14 protein-coding genes and 1 pseudogene are annotated in these 16345 nt (G+C 58.0%); 13 read left to right on the top strand and 2 right to left on the bottom strand.

Features of this window, described 5'->3' with window-relative positions; genetic code table 11:
- Positions 1-103: 103 nt before the first annotated feature.
- The 12 genes from ACVWXE_RS07610 to malQ all read left to right on the top strand — a co-directional run bounded on the left by ACVWXE_RS07610 (position 104) and on the right by malQ (position 12176).
- Positions 104-523 (top strand): aldo/keto reductase, encoded by a 420-nt coding sequence (locus ACVWXE_RS07610; RefSeq protein ID WP_414374476.1) that lies wholly within the window; start codon positions 104-106, stop codon positions 521-523.
- 159 nt (positions 524-682) lie between these two features.
- Positions 683-3286 carry a heavy metal translocating P-type ATPase gene (locus ACVWXE_RS07605; protein ID WP_457489987.1) on the top strand — a complete coding sequence of 868 codons (2604 nt, stop codon included), beginning with the start codon at positions 683-685 and terminating at the stop codon, positions 3284-3286.
- Positions 3287-3618: 332 nt separating this feature from the next.
- A complete protein-coding gene (locus ACVWXE_RS07600) occupies positions 3619-4446 on the top strand; it encodes a DUF4388 domain-containing protein (protein ID WP_457489986.1) in 828 nt (275 codons plus the stop codon).
- Positions 4447-4832: 386 nt separating this feature from the next.
- A complete protein-coding gene (locus ACVWXE_RS07595; protein WP_457489985.1) occupies positions 4833-5717 on the top strand; it encodes a DUF4388 domain-containing protein in 885 nt (294 codons plus the stop codon).
- A gap of 80 nt (positions 5718-5797) precedes the next feature.
- On the top strand, positions 5798-6166 hold the full coding sequence (locus ACVWXE_RS07590; protein ID WP_011433098.1) for a roadblock/LC7 domain-containing protein: 369 nt from the start codon (positions 5798-5800) through the stop codon (positions 6164-6166).
- Between the two features lie 54 nt (positions 6167-6220).
- Complete coding sequence (locus ACVWXE_RS07585; protein ID WP_457489984.1) at positions 6221-6757, top strand: protoglobin domain-containing protein; 537 nt, start codon at positions 6221-6223, stop codon at positions 6755-6757.
- 37 nt (positions 6758-6794) lie between these two features.
- Entirely contained in the window at positions 6795-7523 is a 729-nt protein-coding gene (locus ACVWXE_RS07580; protein WP_457489983.1) for an ATP/GTP-binding protein, read from the top strand.
- 58 nt (positions 7524-7581) lie between these two features.
- The gene (locus ACVWXE_RS07575; RefSeq protein WP_457489982.1) at positions 7582-8118 is read left to right on the top strand and encodes a protoglobin domain-containing protein; all 537 of its coding nucleotides are present in this window, start codon (positions 7582-7584) and stop codon (positions 8116-8118) included.
- Between the two features lie 37 nt (positions 8119-8155).
- A complete protein-coding gene (locus ACVWXE_RS07570) occupies positions 8156-8701 on the top strand; it encodes a GTP-binding protein (protein ID WP_457489981.1) in 546 nt (181 codons plus the stop codon).
- A gap of 196 nt (positions 8702-8897) precedes the next feature.
- On the top strand, positions 8898-9515 hold the full coding sequence (gene pyrE, locus ACVWXE_RS07565; protein ID WP_457489980.1) for an orotate phosphoribosyltransferase: 618 nt from the start codon (positions 8898-8900) through the stop codon (positions 9513-9515).
- Positions 9516-9555: 40 nt separating this feature from the next.
- Entirely contained in the window at positions 9556-10428 is an 873-nt protein-coding gene (locus tag ACVWXE_RS07560; protein ID WP_457489979.1) for a polysaccharide deacetylase family protein, read from the top strand.
- A 146-nt stretch (positions 10429-10574) separates the two neighbouring features.
- Positions 10575-12176 carry a 4-alpha-glucanotransferase gene (gene malQ, locus ACVWXE_RS07555; protein ID WP_457489978.1) on the top strand — a complete coding sequence of 534 codons (1602 nt, stop codon included), beginning with the start codon at positions 10575-10577 and terminating at the stop codon, positions 12174-12176.
- On the opposite strand, the pseudogene ACVWXE_RS07550 reads toward malQ, so the two are convergent.
- Positions 12173-12502, bottom strand: a pseudogene (locus ACVWXE_RS07550) (heme ABC transporter ATP-binding protein); the annotation flags it as partial. The gene malQ and the pseudogene ACVWXE_RS07550 overlap by 4 nt on opposite strands.
- Positions 12503-12609: 107 nt before the next feature.
- Positions 12610-14421: a threonine--tRNA ligase gene (thrS, locus tag ACVWXE_RS07545; protein ID WP_457489977.1), complete on the bottom strand. Its 1812-nt coding sequence runs from the start codon at positions 14419-14421 to the stop codon at positions 12610-12612.
- Positions 14422-14613: 192 nt separating this feature from the next.
- Between thrS and ACVWXE_RS07540 the strand changes: the two genes are divergently transcribed.
- Positions 14614-16341: a Ppx/GppA phosphatase family protein gene (locus ACVWXE_RS07540; protein ID WP_457489976.1), complete on the top strand. Its 1728-nt coding sequence runs from the start codon at positions 14614-14616 to the stop codon at positions 16339-16341.
- The last annotated feature ends 4 nt before the right edge of the window (positions 16342-16345 follow it).

Below are 16345 nucleotides of genomic sequence, written 5' to 3'. Positions count from 1 at the left end.
TACCGCCATTCTGTTTGGACTCCGTCCCGCTAACGCGAATGGAAACAAACAGAATGCTATCGCTGCATAGTTGAACAGTGATGTTCAGCAGTGTTTAGCGTAAATGTATCAGCACGGCATTCACACCTTGGTGTACAGCCCCCTCTGCCGAGGTCTGCTGAGCGGACGGATGACGCCACAAACCACCTTCCCTTCAGGGGATATGCGCGCCGGGATCGATCCCAAGTTTGTTGAACCGCGCTACTCCCAGTACCTAAAAGCGGCAGAGGCATTGAGCCGGTTTGCTCAGGATCGCTATGGCAAGACCTTGGCCCAGTTGGCGGTGCGCTGGCTGCTGGATCAACCGGGGGTGAGTGTGGCGCTGTGGGGGGCACGCAAGCCCTATCATCTGGAGGCAATATCCGGCCTTTGGGGCTGGTCGTTGGATGCGGAAGCGATGCAGACCATCGAGGATATTTTGCAAAGGTATGTTCCCGAGTCCATTCCCCCCAGCTTTATGTCCCCGCCTGCCCGCGCTGCCTAGTTGTTGCTTTCTGTTCCCTTGCCGTTTGCGTTAGCGGTGGGGAGCACTTTGTCGCCGGGATCCCAGTCCTACGATTGAGTTTGGCAAAAAATGAGATTTAGAGCTCTGTCCTACCGCAGCCAGTAGGGCCAGGAGTCTGTCAACCACGGGAGGACAAAGATGGCCATTACAGATGCAATTGCGTCAGCGGTGCGGAGCACTCTGACCCATAAGGCCCATAAGGCAGACAGGCCAAGGGATCCGGCTGACCAGAATGGGCCCACAGCGCCTTCTCAGGCGGGATCCCTGATTCTCCACGTGGGGGGCATGAGTTGTGCCGGCTGCGTTCGCACCGTTGAGCAGGCCCTGCTGAGACAGCCGGGGGTGGTTAAGGCCAGCGTTAACCTGGTTACCGAGTCGGCCCTTGTGGAATTTACCCCTGGGATCCGGCCCGACCCGCAGCACCTGGCCCAGATTTTGACAGAGGCAGGGTTTCCCAGCCGCTACAGTTCAGAGGGTGAGGCCCTCTCCGGCGGGAGTTCCGTTCGCGTCAGCGGTGCGGAGCACTCTCAAGATCCCTCTTCCCCTCCCGGTGGGTGGGAAGAAGCCTTGGATGTGCCTGCGGATCCCCTCTCTCGGCAGCGACAGCAGACCCGACACCACATTCGCCAAGCGCTCACTGCTGCTTTTCTGCTGCTGATCTCTGCCGCCGGACACTTGAATCTCTTCGCCCGCCTGGGCTTGCCCCTCCTGAACGATGTCTGGCTGCACTGGGGCTTGGCGACCTTGACTTTTGTCGGCCCGGCTCGCGGCATTGTCCTGGATGGTTGGAGAGGGGCACGGCGGCTGGCCCCCAACATGAACACCCTGGTTACCCTGGGATCCGGATCGGCCTACCTGGCCAGTCTGGCGGGGTTGTTGGCCCCTCAGGTGGGCTGGGAGTGCTTTTTCGACGAGCCCGTCATGATGCTCAGCTTCATCCTGTTGGGACAGGCCTTGGAACAGCACAGCCGCCTGCGGGCGGCCAGCAGCCTACAATCGCTGGTGAGCTTGTGTCCCAGTTTGGCTCGGCGGGTTCAGCCTGCAGAGAAGGCGGGATCTCTGGCTTCCAGCCCAGAGGGGAACCTGGATCTGGAATCCCAAACCGGAGAATGGTGCCCTGTCGAACAGGTGCGAGTGGGGGATTGGCTCCAAGTGCGGGCCGGCGAACAGATCCCGGTGGATGGAGAAGTCATTGCCGGCCAGGCCACGGTCAACGAGGGGATGCTGACAGGGGAACCCTTGCCGGTGCTGAAACAAGCGGGGGATCCCGTGGTGGCGGGAACGCTGAACCAATCGGGGTTGCTGCTGTGCCGGGCGACGCGCACCGGGAAAGACACCACCTTGGCCCAGATCATCCGCCTGGTGGAAGAGGCCCAAGCTCGCAAGGCCCCCATCCAAGGGATAGCCGACCAGGTGGCGGGCTACTTCACCTATGGGGTGGTGACGCTGGCCATTCTCACCTTTGGGTTCTGGTACTGGATTGGGATCCCGCTTTGGGGGAGCGGCGGTGCGGAGCACTTCGTCCTGGCGGGGTTCAGCCTGCACGCCCATCTGCATCTGGGTGACCATCCCCCTCACCCCACACCTCTGCTCAGCAGCCTCAAGATGGCCATTGCCGTTTTGGTGGTGGCCTGCCCCTGTGCTTTGGGGTTGGCTACGCCGATGGCCATCCTGGTGGGTACTGGCTTGGGAGCCGAGCGGGGTTTGCTCATCCGAGGGGGAGATGTTCTGGAGAAAGCCCATCGCTTGCAAACGGTGGTCTTCGACAAAACCGGCACCCTCACCCAAGGGGATCCCCACCTGACGGACTGTCTCAGCCTTGACCCCTCCCTGGATCCCAATCGCCTACTCCAACTGGCGGCCACAGTGGAAAGCGGCACTCGCCACCCTCTGGCGCAAGCCATTTTGCAAGCCGCCCGCACCCAGGGTTTGCCGTTGCTCTCCGCCGGCGAGTTTCAAACCCAACCGGGGATAGGAGTCGCCGCCCAAGTGGAAGGGCAGGAAGTGGTGTTGGGATCCCTGGATGGTCTGGCTGCTTTGGGGATCCCAATTTCCCCAGAGGCGCAGGCCCAGGCCGAGGCGCTACTGGCAGCCGGCAAAACGGTGGTGGGCGTGGCTCTAGGGGGATCCCTGGTGGGGCTGCTGGCAGCCCAGGATCCCTTGCGGTCCGATGCGCAGGCAACGCTGCAACAGCTCCGGAAAATGGGCCTGCAGGTGGTTTTGCTAACCGGCGATCGGGCGGAGGTGGCCCACCAGGTGGCTGAGGCTCTGCAAGTGCCCGGGATCCGCGTTATCGCCGAGGTTCACCCGGCAGACAAAGCTCAAGTCATCCGCGACCTGCAGACCCAAGGCCAGAGAGTTGCCATGGTGGGAGATGGCATTAACGACGCTCCGGCTTTGGCCCAAGCCGATGTGGGCATCGCCCTGCACTCAGCCACTGATGCGGCCTTAGAAACCGCCGATATCATCCTCATGCGCAACCGCCTCTGGGATGTGGTGGAAGCTATCCGCCTCAGCCGCGCCACCTTCCGCAAGATCCAGCAGAACCTCCTCTGGGCTGTCGGCTACAACCTGGTAGGGATCCCGGTGGCAGCAGGCGTGCTCCTACCCCCCTTTGGCATTGGGCTTAGCCCGGCAATCGCTGGGGGTCTCATGGCCTTGAGTTCCCTCAGTGTAATCCTCAATTCACTCCTCTTGAGGCGAACTTTTGTACCCCGTAGATCTTCGAGTAGCCGCAGCTAAAAAAGTGTTAAAAATTACGAATGACTAAGTATCGATCGTTAAGTCTTCCGAGGTTTTACCGAGCTTCTGACACAATTTCCGCTGCGTCCAAGCCAAAAATTCGGCAACTTCGATTACATTTGATTAAAAAGATTAATCCGCTTTAACTTTTGAGGATTTGGTTGTAAGATTAGGCCGAAACCAAGCTGTAAGCGCATCTTCTGGTTTCTTGCTTAGCAAAGCAAAAACCGTGAAAATACTGGGAAAGCGCATCTTGCAGCGGTGAAGGGAGCAAAAGTATGGCGATGCTTGGAGATCTTCAGGAATTTTCCTTATGCGACCTGTTGCATTTAATGGAAAAGGGTAAGAAAGCAGGGCAATTATCCATCTGGGCACCCAATGGCATTCAGCGGATTTGGTTTTACCAAGGTCGGGTGGTCGCCGCCCTCACCCCTGAAGAAAAGCATCGTTTGGAAAGCCTGCTGACGCGCTTTGGCTTGGTGGACGAGCAGGTGGTCAGCCAGTTGGTCGCTAGGGGCTTGGAGGAGCCTCTGGGGCGTTGCCTGCAGCGGCAAGGGTTGATCTCGCCCGTAGATTTGGCCAAGCTCTTTCGCCATCAACTGCAAACCGGCCTCTACAGCCTCTTTGCCCTCGAATCCGGACAGTTCAGCTTCCTGCCCAATGTGCCCATGCCCTATCGAGAAATGACCGGCCTGAGCAAGGGCGCCACCGCTGCCGTCCTGGAAGCCCTGCAGCAGCTCAAGCTGGAGCAGCGCCCCGAAAAAGACCTGCCCGAACCCGATAGTTGCTTTTGGCGTACCAGCACCGAACTGCCTCTGTTCAAGCTTTCTGCCCTGGAATGGGGGATCCTGGAGCAGGTGTCGCCTTCTCGCAAGCTGACGGCTTTGGCTCAAGCCCTGGGGTCCGACCTGCTGGAGGTGCGCTATGCCTGCGCCCGTCTGGCGAAGCTGGGGTTGATCAGTCCCTGTGAGGGGCCAACGGTTCTGGCTCGGTCTGGTCACTGGGAGCTGTCCAAGTCGATTGCTGAGGAGGTGAATCCCGAGCCGGTGAGGGAGAGGCTGGGGGCAAGGGTGCCTGGTCTCCAGGATGAGGGCGGCCCCGTCAAGCCTTCTCTGGTCAGTCGATTAGCCACCCTCCTCAAGGGCATGCGCGAAAAGTGAGGCAAACCGACAGAGGGAGAACAATCCTCTGGCTTTGTAAAGAACTTGGAAGGGTCTATAACTTTTCTCTAACTTCCGCTCACAGAGAAAGCAAAAATAGGAGTTCTATCTTACGAAGCGACATGATCCAACACAAAGCTGAAACAAAGGAAACTAGAACTCTTCTGTGAAGGGCTTCCGAGTGCTGCCTAATTGTATTCCTTGATAGATTTTCCCGGATAGTAAGTGTAACTGCTGGCGCGCAGAGTACCTAGCTACAAAGAACACAGCCGTTGATACACGGTTGTTGTCCGAGAGTCCATGTACAAGAATAGGGATGTCCAAAAAATCACTGAAGCATTGATTTTTCACCCATTCCATCGAAGCGAGGTTCATAGAGAGTTCTTATGGCCATAGTTGGAGACCTCCAAGAATTTTCCTTGCCCGATCTGCTGCAACTGATCGAAAGAGGCAGCAAAACAGGGCAGCTCTGTATTTGGGCGCCCGGCGGCATCTACAGGATCTGGTTTTATCAGGGTCGGGTCATCGCTGCCTTGCCACCTCAAAAAGAGCACCGCCTGGAGAGCCTGCTAGCCGACTCTGGTTTGGTGAGCGAGCGGGTGGTCGAAAAGCTGGCTTCCTTTTGCGGCTCGGAAGAGCCTCTGGGGCGTTGCCTGCAGCGGCAAGGGTTGATCTCGCCCGTAGATTTGGCCAAGCTCTTTCGCCATCAACTGCAAACCGGCCTCTACAGCCTCTTTGCCCTCGAATCCGGACAGTTCAGCTTCCTGCCCAATGTGCCCATGCCCTACCGAGAAATGACCGGCCTGAGCAAGGGCGCCACCGCTGCCGTCCTGGAAGCCCTGCAGCAGCTCAAGCTGGAGCAGCGCCCCGAAAAAGACCTGCCCGAGCCCGATAGTTGCTTTTGGCGTACCAGCACCGAACTGCCTCTGTTCAAACTTTCTGCGCTGGAGTGGGGGATCCTGGAGCAGGTGTCGCCTTCCCGCAAGCTGACGGCTTTGGCTCAAGCCCTGGGGTCCGACCTGCTGGAGGTGCGCTATGCCTGCGCCCGTCTGGCGAAGCTGGGGTTGATCAGTCCCTGTGAGGGGCCAACGGTTCTGGCTCGGTCTGGTCACTGGGAGCTGTCCAAGTCGATTGCTGAGGAGGTGAATCCCGAGCCGGTGAGGGAGAGGCTGGGGGCAAGGGTGCCCGGTTTTCAGGATGAGGGCGGCCCCGTCAAGCCTTCTCTGGTCAGTCGATTAGCCACCCTCCTCAAGGGCATGCGCGAAAAATAAAAGCATAGGGATATTTGCAGTCATGTTTTCGGTTTTCGGGTAGAAACATTAGAAATAGGGAATCAGCAGGGAGATGTAGGATGGCTAATCTGTCCTCTTTGCAGGCGATCCTCCAGAGCTATGTTGCCAACACACCGGAAGTCCAGGGAGCAGCAGTGGTCACCCCTGACGGGTTACCTTTGGCTTCCACATTGCCTGTGGGTATGGATGAAGAGAGAACCTCTGCTATGTCGGCTGCCATGCTTTCTTTGGGCGAACGGATTGGGAGAGAGCTAGGGCGCGGAGCCATAGAGAGAGTTTTTGTACAGGGGGAAAAAGGATACGGGGTTTTAACCAGTTGTGGCCCCGATGCCGTCTTGCTGACAATTGCCAGTCATGAAGTCAAGCAGGGCTTGCTTTTTTTGGAAATTAAGCGAGTCGCGGCAAGCATTGCAGAGGCAATGAAGTAAGAAAATCAAATGTGGAGGCTAAGTTTTTGATTCTGTCCTGACGTTGAGGGAAGTATGGCCATTAAACCTTCTGAGCTGCTCCAAGTCCTGATCTCGCGCACCCAATTTACAGATGAAGACAGGAAGATTTTGCAGCAAAGTGCCGACTGGGGCAGCAGCATTGCTGTAGAAATGGCGGATACCTTTTACAGCTACCTGGATCGCGATGCCGAGATGGCGGCAGTGATAGCCAAACACAACCGGCAGCGGCTGGGTCAAACCTTTGCCGAATGGTTCAAGGAAATGTTTACGGGCATGGATAACTGGGGGCCACAATACGCTGAGCGGCGTTGGAAGATCGGCATAGTCCACGTGCGCGTTGGCATTGGCCCTCAACACGTGGTTCCGGCCATGGCTACGGTTGTGCAGGAGGTGAGTCGGCGGCTGGTCAAAGAAGGCAAGCCCGAGCAACTGCGCATGAGCCTAAGCAAAGTTTGCATGATCGATCTCTCCTTTATTGAGCAGGCCTATCTTGAGGTGGCCTATAATGCTGTGCAACAGGAAACAGGCATGAGCGAGGCCTTGTTTAAGCGCTTGATCAGGATTGAGTAGGCCCGTCTGCGCTGGGGGTTTACGGCTGAGGCTAACCATGAGCAATATTCTCCGCATTGTTGTAACAGGGCCGGTGGGAGCTGGAAAGTCTACCTTTATTCGCACGATTAGCGAGATTGAGGTGGTGGACACCGATTGCAAAGCAACCGACGAGGTGGCAGAGCTGAAGAAAACCACGACGGTAAGCATGGACTTCGGCCGCTTGAGAATTGGAGAGGAGGAAGAAGAGATGTGGCTGCATCTCTACGGCACTCCCGGCCAGTCTCGCTTTAACTTTATGTGGGATATTTTAATTAAGCGCGCCCACGGCTATGTTCTTCTGGTGCCTGCGCACTTGCCGGGCCAATTTCGCAACGCCCAAGCCATTCAATCTTTTATGAAGGCCAGGACGAGCGCCCCCTACGTGATTGGGATCACCCACGTCGATCAACCCAATGCCTGGGATCCAGAAGACATTTTGTTAATTTTGGGGAATCAGGACGATTCAGTTCCGCACACCACTTTGAATGCCCAGGAGCCGGCTTCTGTTGCCAACACGTTTGCTATGTCGGCTGCCATGCTTTCTTTGGGCGAACGGATTGGGAGAGAGCTAGGGCGCGGAGTCATAGAGAGAGTTTTTGTACAGGGAGAAAAAGGATACGGGGTTTTAACCAGTTGTGGCCCTGATGCCGTCTTGCTGACGATCGCCAGCCATGAAGTCAAGCAAGGCTTGCTTTTTTTGGAAATTAAGCGAGTCGCAGCAAGCATTGCAGAGGCAATGAAGTAAGAAAACCGGACGCGGAATCTAATTTTGTTTTTGATTTTGTCCTGATGTTGAGGAAACTATGGCCATTAAACCTTCGGAGCTGCTCCAAGTTCTGATCTCTCGCACCCAATTTACAGATGAAGACAGGAAGATTTTGCAGCAAAGTGCCGACTGGGGCAGCAGCATTGCTGCAGAAATGTCGGATACGTTTTACAACTACCTCGATCGCGATGCCGAGATGGCGGCAGTGATAGCCAAACACAACCGGCAGCGGCTGGGTCAAACCTTTGCCGAATGGTTCAAGGAAATGTTTACGGGCATGGATAACTGGGGGCCACAATACGCTGAGCGGCGTCGGAAGATCGGCATAGTCCACGTGCGCGTTGGCATTGGCCCTCAACACGTGGTTCCGGCCATGGCTACGGTTGTGCAGGAGGTGAGTCGGCGGCTGGTCAAAGAAGGCAAGCCCGAGCAACTGCGCATGAGCCTAAGCAAAGTTTGCATGATCGATCTCTGCTTTATTGAGCAGGCCTATTTTGAGGTGACCTATAATGCTGTGCAACAGGAAACAGGCATGAGCGAGGCCTTGTTTAAGCGCTTGATCAGGATTGAGTAGGCCCGTCTGCGCTGGGGGTTTACGGCTGAGGCTAACCATGAGCAATATTCTCCGCATTGTTGTAACAGGGCCGGTGGGAGCTGGAAAGTCTACCTTTGTTCGCACGATTAGCGAGATTGAGGTAGTAGACACCGATTGCAAAGCAACCGACGAGGTGGCAGAGCTGAAGAAAACCACAACGGTCAGCATGGATTTTGGCCGCTTGAGAATTGGAGAGGAGGAAGAAGAGATGTGGCTGCATCTCTACGGTACTCCCGGCCAGTCTCGCTTTAACTTTATGTGGGATATTTTGATTAAGCGCGCCCACGGCTATGTTCTTCTGGTGCCTGCGCACCTGCCGGGCCAGTTTCGCAATGCCCAAGCCATTCAATCTTTTATGAAGGCCAGGACGAGCGCCCCCTGCGTGATTGGGATCACCCACGTCGATCAACCCAATGCCTGGGATCCAGAAGACATTTTGCTAATTTTGGGGAATCAGGACGGTTCAGTTCCGCACACCACTTTGAATGCCCAGGAGCCGGCTTCTGTTGCCAACACGTTGCTTCTGTTGGTTGAGCAAATGATGCCCCAGGTGGTTGTTTGAACAGATTTTCAGGTATCCAGCAGGCTACAGCTTTTAGCAACATCGACCCCAGCCAACACAGGCGTATCTTTTGTGGGACAGGGATCCCTCCCGCAAAGCCGGAAAAGGGGAGACTGGATTCTGTGGAGATTCGCCGGATAATAAAATGTCCTGAGTGCTCTTTCTGGCCAGCCATTGAACCAAGGGGATCCCTGCTGTGTTGCTTCTTGACTGCTCTCCCCTGACCCTTTCCCCAGAAGAAGCGCGGGAGAAACTGTTGTATCTCCTCGCCCAACTGGCCTATCGAGAAGGCTCCTTTACCCTCACTTCTGGACAGAAGAGCCCCTACTACATCAACTGCAAACCGGTTACCCTTCACCCCCAAGGAGCTTATTGGGTGGGATCCCTGCTACACCGGCTGTTGCCGCCCGAAACCGAAGCAGTGGCTGGGATGACGCTGGGGGCAGATCCCCTGGTGACGGCGGTGAGTTTGGCCTCCCTGAGGGCTGAGCCTGCCAACCTAGCCGCCCTAATCGTGCGCAAAGAGCCCAAGGGGCACGGCACGCAAGCCTGGATCGAGGGGCCGGAGTTGCCGGCAGGCAGTCGGGTGTGGATCCTGGAAGATGTGGTGACCACCGGCAGTTCTGCTTTGAAGGCTGTCGAACGGGTGCGGGCAGCCGGCTACTGGGCGGAAGGGATCCTGGCTTTGGTGGATCGGCTGGAAGGGGCAGAAGACCGCTACCGAGAAGCAGGGATCGCCTTTCGTCGCCTATTCACCCTTCCAGAAGTGCAGGCTTGCCATCGGGCCTTGACCTCAGGAAAATCAAAGGACTAGCCTGCCCCCTTGGTGAGCATCAAAGCTTTGGAGAGCGGACATGCTGCCCCCTGCCTACTCAGCTCTGCCCAGCCGAAATCTGCCGAGCTTACCGGATCAGGCGCGGGTGGCTGTGTACGTGGTGATGAACATCGAGCACTTCACCTTTGGCAAGCTGGGCACGGCCATTCAACCTCATCTCACCAGCTCCCCTGAGATCGCCAACTATGGCTGGCGGGACTACGGCAATCGGGTGGGCATTTGGCGCTTGTTTGAGCTGTTTGCCGAGCTGGGGATCCCGGTGACGGCGGCCTTGAATGCGGAAATGGTGGATCTTTACCCCCCCATCATCGAAGGGATCCGCCAATACGGCTGGTCGGTGTTGGCCCACGGCTGGAACAACTCTACCGGCCACAGCGGCCTGGCCCGCGAAGCCGAACAAGAGCTCATCGAGCGCAGCTTGTCCCTTTTGGAGAAGGTTTCCGGATCCCGACCCTGGGGCTGGCTGACGCCGGGATTTTCCGTTAGCGAGAACACCTTTGACCTGCTCAAGGCTGCCGGGATCCGCTACACCACCGACTGGGTAAACGACGACCAACCCTACTGGTTCCCAACTGCCGCCGGCCCCCTCTTGGGGATCCCCTACACCCTGGAGGCCAACGACATCAGCCTCTGTCTCAGCGCCCGCCTGTCGGCAGAAGCCTTTGCCCAGGCCCTCATCGACCAGTTTGATCAACTCTGGCAGGATGGGGAGCGCTCCCCTCGCATCATGGCCATCGGCCTGCACCCCTTTATTGTCGGGCAGCCTCTGCGGATGGGATCCCTGAAAAAAGCCTTGCAGCACATCCAATCTCGCCCTCAGACTTGGCTCACCACCGGTGATGGCCTCTATGACTGGTATGCCCAAGCCTGCCCTGCGCCTGAGATGGCCTGACAGGATCCCAGTTCCGGATCCCTGGCCAGGGCGGAAAAGGGGGTCTTTTGGCTTTGTGCCGATTTTGTCTTGTCTGGAGCTGTTCATCGTGGCTCTGGAAGTGACAGCATAGGCGGTGAAACCACCTAGGGCAAAAGGGCTTGGCCATGCGCATGGGCAGACTCAGTGGGATCCTCCTGCACCCCACCTCGCTACCGGGGCCATTTGGCATCGGCGACCTGGGGCCGGCTGCTTACCGGTTTGTGGATTTTCTGGTGGAGAGCGGCCAGCGCCTCTGGCAGGTTCTTCCTCTTGGGCCGACCGGCTGGGGCAACTCCCCCTACATGAGCTTTTCCTCCATTGCCGGCAACCCGCTGCTGATTAGCCCGGAGCTACTGGTCGAAGCTGGCTGGCTGGAGGCCAACGCCTGGGAGGAGCTGCCCCAGTGGCCGGCCATCCAGGCGGGGGATGCTGAGCGGGTGGACTACGGGATTGTCATCCCCTTCAAGCTGGGTCTTTTGCAGCGGGCCTGGGCCACCTTCAAGGAAAAGGCTAGCGCTGCTGACTGGGAAGCCTTTCACGCCTACTGTGCCGAGGAGGCGGATTGGCTACCGGACTACGCTCTCTTCATGGCTCTCAAAGAGGTGTATGGCGAGCAAGAGTGGACTCAGTGGCCTCCAGCCCTAGCCCAGCGGGATCCCCTTGCTCTCCAGGAGGCCCGCGACCGCTACGCCGACGCAGTCACCCGCCAGATGTTTTGGCAGTATCTGTTTGCCCAGCAGTGGAGATCCCTAAGGGAGTATGCCCACCAGCATCAAGTGCGGCTCATTGGGGATGTGCCCATCTACGTTGCCCCCAACAGTGCCGACGTGTGGGCCAACCGGGAGCTGTTTCACCTGGATGAGCAGGGACGGCCTTTACAAGTAGCCGGTGTGCCGCCGGACTATTTCAGCCCCACCGGGCAGCGCTGGGGCAACCCCCTCTACAACTGGGAAGTGCTCAAGGCCCGTGGCTACGACTGGTGGATCAAACGCATGCAGGCCATTCTCAAGCAAGTGGATTGTGTGCGCATCGACCACTTTCGCGGCTTCGAGAGCTACTGGGCCATTCCAGGCGATGCAGAAACGGCTGTGGAAGGGGAGTGGCAAAAAGGGCCGGGGGCAGATTTCTTTCAGACCCTGGCCGACAAGTTGGGGGAAATCCCGGTGATTGCCGAAGATCTGGGAGACATCACGCCCGAGGTGTTGCAACTGCGGGATCAATTTGGCTTGCCCGGCATGAAGGTGTTGCTCTTTGCCTTCGGCTCTGGGCCCGATAACCCCTATTTGCCCCATGCCTACGAGCGCAACTTTGTCGTTTACACCGGCACCCACGACAACAATACGGTGGTGGGCTGGTTTCATGACCCGGAGCGCTCGGAGTGGGAAAAACAAAACCTGCTGCGCTATTTGGGCTGCCAGGGATCCGAGGGCATCCATTGGGATCTCATTCGCCTAGCCCTTGCTTCCGTAGCCGATCTGGCCATCATTCCCCTGCAAGATGTGATGGGCTTGGGGGCAGAGGCGCGCATGAACTTCCCCGGCACCACCGAGAACAACTGGGCCTGGCGCTACCGCGAAGAGATGCTGCGGCAGGACATGATCCAGCGGCTGGCCGAGATGAGCGTCACCTACGGGCGCATCTCTCCTCAAGAGTTGGAACAACGGCGAGCAGCCCTAGCCCAAGAACGGGCGGCAGGATCTTCTCAAGCTGCCCCCGGCCTCGTCTAATGCTGGATCCCGCCCATCAGCAGCCCTAGCTGCTCTTCGGTGGCCTCTTCAGGCGTGAGTTCTCCCACCAGGTGGCCCTCATGGATCACCAAAATGCGATCCGACAAGCTGATCACCTCATTCAAATCCGCCGACACCAGCAGCACCCCCATGCCCTGATCCCGCGCCTGCAGGATGCGCCGATGAATGGCCTCGATGGCCCCCACATCCACCCCCCGCGTCGGTTGGGCAGCCACCAGCACCTTGGATCCACAGGAAAGCTCCCGCCCCACAACGATCTTCTGGGCATTGCCGCCAGAATAGCGGCGGGCCGTCAACACGGCCGTCGGCTGGCTTTTCTTTAGAAAGGGACATTCAGGCCCTTTCTTGAGCTCCCCGGCATCTGGGATCCTCAAGTTCTGAAAACTCCACTGCCCTCCATTGCCGCAACCGGCTAGTTGAGCGCCTGCACCTGATCCAGGAAGTCTGCCACCGTCAGGGATCCCAGCTCCTGTCCATGGCGCTGGCGCACGCTCACCGTTCCTGCCGCCTGTTCCTGTTCCCCCACGATCAGCATGAAGGGGATCCGGGCCTTCTCGGCATTGCGGATTTTTTTGGGCAAACGATCGCTGTCGGCATCGATGTGGACGCGGATCCCGTGTTCTCGCAGTTGATCCCGCACTTGGGTGGCGTAGCCCAGATACTGATCGGAAACGGGCAAAATGCGCACCTGTTCCGGGGCCAGCCAGAAGGGAAAATCCCCAGCGTATTCTTCAATCAGGATCCCAATGAGTCGCTCCAGCGAGCCAAAGGGAGCGCGGTGGATCATCACCGGGCGTTGCCGGGATCCGTCCTCAGCTACGTATTGCAGATCAAAGCGCTGTGGGTTTTGGTAATCCACCTGCACTGTGCCCAGTTGCCACTCCCGATCCAGGGCGTCGCGGAAAATAAAATCCAGCTTTGGCCCATAGAAGGCTGCTTCGCCGATCCCTTCAAAATGGGGCATCGAGAGCTTCTCTACAGCGCGACGGATGGCATTCTCGGCCCTGTCCCAGTCCTCAGGGGATCCCAGATATTTGTCAGACTTGGGATCCCGGAAGCTGAGGCGGGCGCGAAAATCCTTGAGCTTGAGCTTATCGAAAACCACCAAAATGAGATCGACAACCTTGAGAAACTCCTCCTCCAATTGATCGGGGCGAACAAACAAATGGGCATCGTCCACCGTGAAGCCACGCACTCGCGTCAGACCTCCCAATTCCCCCGATTGCTCATAGCGATAGACGGTGCCGAATTCGGCATATCGTAGGGGCAAATCGCGGTAGGATCGCAGCTCGGATTTGTAGATTTGGATGTGAAAAGGACAGTTCATCGGCTTCATGACAAAGCCCTGTTCAGCCGCACGCGCCTGCTCATTCTCCGCCATCATGGGGAACATATCTTCCCGGTACTTTTGCCAGTGGCCGGAGATCTTGAACAAGTCCACACGGGCAATATGAGGGGTAACCACCGGCAGGTAGCCCCGCTTGAGCTGCTCCTGCTTGAGAAAATCCTCCAGCACCCAGCGTAGGGTAGTTCCTTTCGGAGTCCAAAGGGGCAAGCCCGGACCCACTTCATCGGAAAACAGGAAGAGACCCAGTTCTTTGCCTAGCTTGCGGTGATCCCGCCGTTTGGCCTCCTCCAGCCGCCGCTTGTATTCTTTCAGCTCCTCTGGAGTTTCCCAGGCGGTACCGTAGATGCGTTGGAGCTGCGGCTTGGTCTCGTCCCCCCGCCAATAGGCGCCGGCCACGCTGAGCAGATCGAAAGCTTTGGGGTTGAGCTCTTGGGTGTTTTCCACGTGGGGACCGGCACAGAGATCCCACCATTCATTCCCCAAGTGGTAAATGCTGATGACCTCCCCTTCGGGAATGCTGTCTAAGATCTCCAGCTTGTAGGGTTCTCCGAGGGCTTCGATGCGGCGCCTGGCCTCTTCACGGCTCACCTCCTCGCGGATCACCGGCAGGCCCTTTTTGATGATTGCCTGCATCTCTTTTTTGATGCGATCCAGATCTTCCGGCGTGAAGGGCTCGGGATGGTCAAAATCGTAGTAGAAGCCGTAGTCGGTTGTGGGGCCGATGGTCACCTGGGCCTTGGGAAACAGCTTTTGCACCGCCATAGCCAGGACATGGGAAGTGGTGTGGCGGATGCGCTCCAGTTTGGGAGACTCGTGAGTGCGCAGCAGTTTGAGGGTGCTGTTGGCCTTCTGAGGTGATTCGGCTGGCTGAGACATCGGAACCTGCTTTGAAACAAACAAATCAAATACTGTGTCCCTATCTTAGGCTGGGGCGAGAACGGCAGGGATCCCCAGCTAATCAATTCCCCTGTTTGCCGAGTCAACCGCGAACCTCACCTCACGACTCGGCCCGGAACAAGGGGGGAAAGTACACAGTATCCTAAAGGGGTTGACCCCCTTACCCGAGCCATGATCTCTTCGCCCACCAACTTCACGGAACGCTCTGTCACCTCTGCTTCCCCAGTTTCCGAAACCGGCCCGGCTTCTCGTCCTGAATCTTGGGCTGCCCCCGTTCTGGCCGCCATCGATGTGGGCAGCAACTCTCTCCACATGGTGGTGGTGCGCATCAATCCCCGTATCCCTAGCTTCACCCTCATCTCCCGCGAAAAAGCCACCGTCCGGCTGGGGGAGTTTTGCAGCCAGACGGGCGCCCTCACGCCTGCAGCTATGGAACGGGCCCGGACGGCTCTGGAGCGGTTTTGCCGCATTGCTGAGAGCTTTCAGGTGCAGGATATTGTTGCCGTGGCTACCAGTGCTGTGCGCGAGGCCCCCAATGGGCTGGAGTTTTTGAAGCGGATTGAACGGGAGCTGGGCCTGCGGGTGGAGTTAATCTCGGGGCAGGAAGAGGCCCGCCGCATCTACCTGGGGGTGCTCTCGGCGATGGAGTTCCACAACCGGCTGCACGCGGTGGTGGATATCGGCGGTGGCTCCACCGAGCTGATTTTGGGCAATGGCCAAGAGCCGGAGTTTCTGCGCAGCGTCAAGGTAGGGGCAGTGCGTCTGACCCAGGCTTTTTTGCACCACGACCCGCCCACTTCTGCCGAACTGCAAGCCCTGCGCCAGCACATCCGCGGCATGCTGGAATCCCCCATCGAGCAGATGAAACGGATCGTCGCATCTTCACAACAACAGGGATCCCTGCCTTTGGTGGGCACCTCTGGCACCGTCGAGTGCCTGGCCCAGTTGGATGCCCGCCGTCGGTTGGGCGCTCTCCCCCATCGCCTGCAGGGGTATGAGTTCAGCCTGGAAGCCCTGCGCGGCTACATCAAAGAGCTGCGATCCCTGACGGTGGCCGAACGGCAAAAACTTCCCGGCCTAGGGGAAAGACGGGGGGAGATCATCCTGGCCGGCGCCCTGATCCTAGAGGAAGTGATGACCCTGCTGGGGGTGGAGCGGATCCAGTTTTGCGAACGGGCTCTGCGGGAAGGGCTGATCGTGGACTGGATGATCGGCCAAGGGCTGATTGAGGATCGGCTGCGCTACCACAGCTCGGTGCGGCGGCGCAGTGTGCTCAAGCTGGCGGAAAAATACCAGGTGGAGATCCCCTATGCCGAGCGGGTGGCCGAGTTTGCCCTCAGCCTTTTCGATCAAACCCGCGGCATCCTGCATGGCTGGGGATCCCGGGAGCGGGCTCTTCTCTGGGCGGCGGCCATGCTGCACAACTGCGGCCACTTCATCAGCCATGCCGCCCACCACAAGCACTCCTACTACCTGATCCGCCATGGAGAACTCTTGGGCTTCAACGAAGAAGAGGTGGAGGTGATCGCCAACTTGGCCCGCTACCACCGCAAGTCGCCCCCCAAGAAGAAGCACGAGAACTTCCAGCGCCTCAGCGACGAGCGGGATCGCCAAGTGGTGCTGGAACTGAGCCCCCTGCTGCGCATAGCCTGTGCTTTGGATCGCCGCCGCCTGCAGGCCATTCAAGCCCTGCACTGCCGTTTTCAGCTCCTGGGAGAAGGCCCCCGCCGCATGGAGTTGATTTTGGATCCCAGGCATCCCAAGGACGACTGTGCCCTAGAGTTGTGGAGCTTAAACGAGAAGAAAAAAGTCTTCGAGCAACAGTTCAACCTGCAGGTAATCCCCAAGCTCTCTACCCAGATCCAGCGCAGCGCCGATCCCTTTGAGGCAGCAGTTTAGCCTT

It is taken from the genome of Thermostichus sp. MS-CIW-41 (assembly GCF_054058915.1).
Note: the sequence above shows the minus strand (reverse complement) of the source record. Positions and strands in the feature narration are given on the sequence as shown.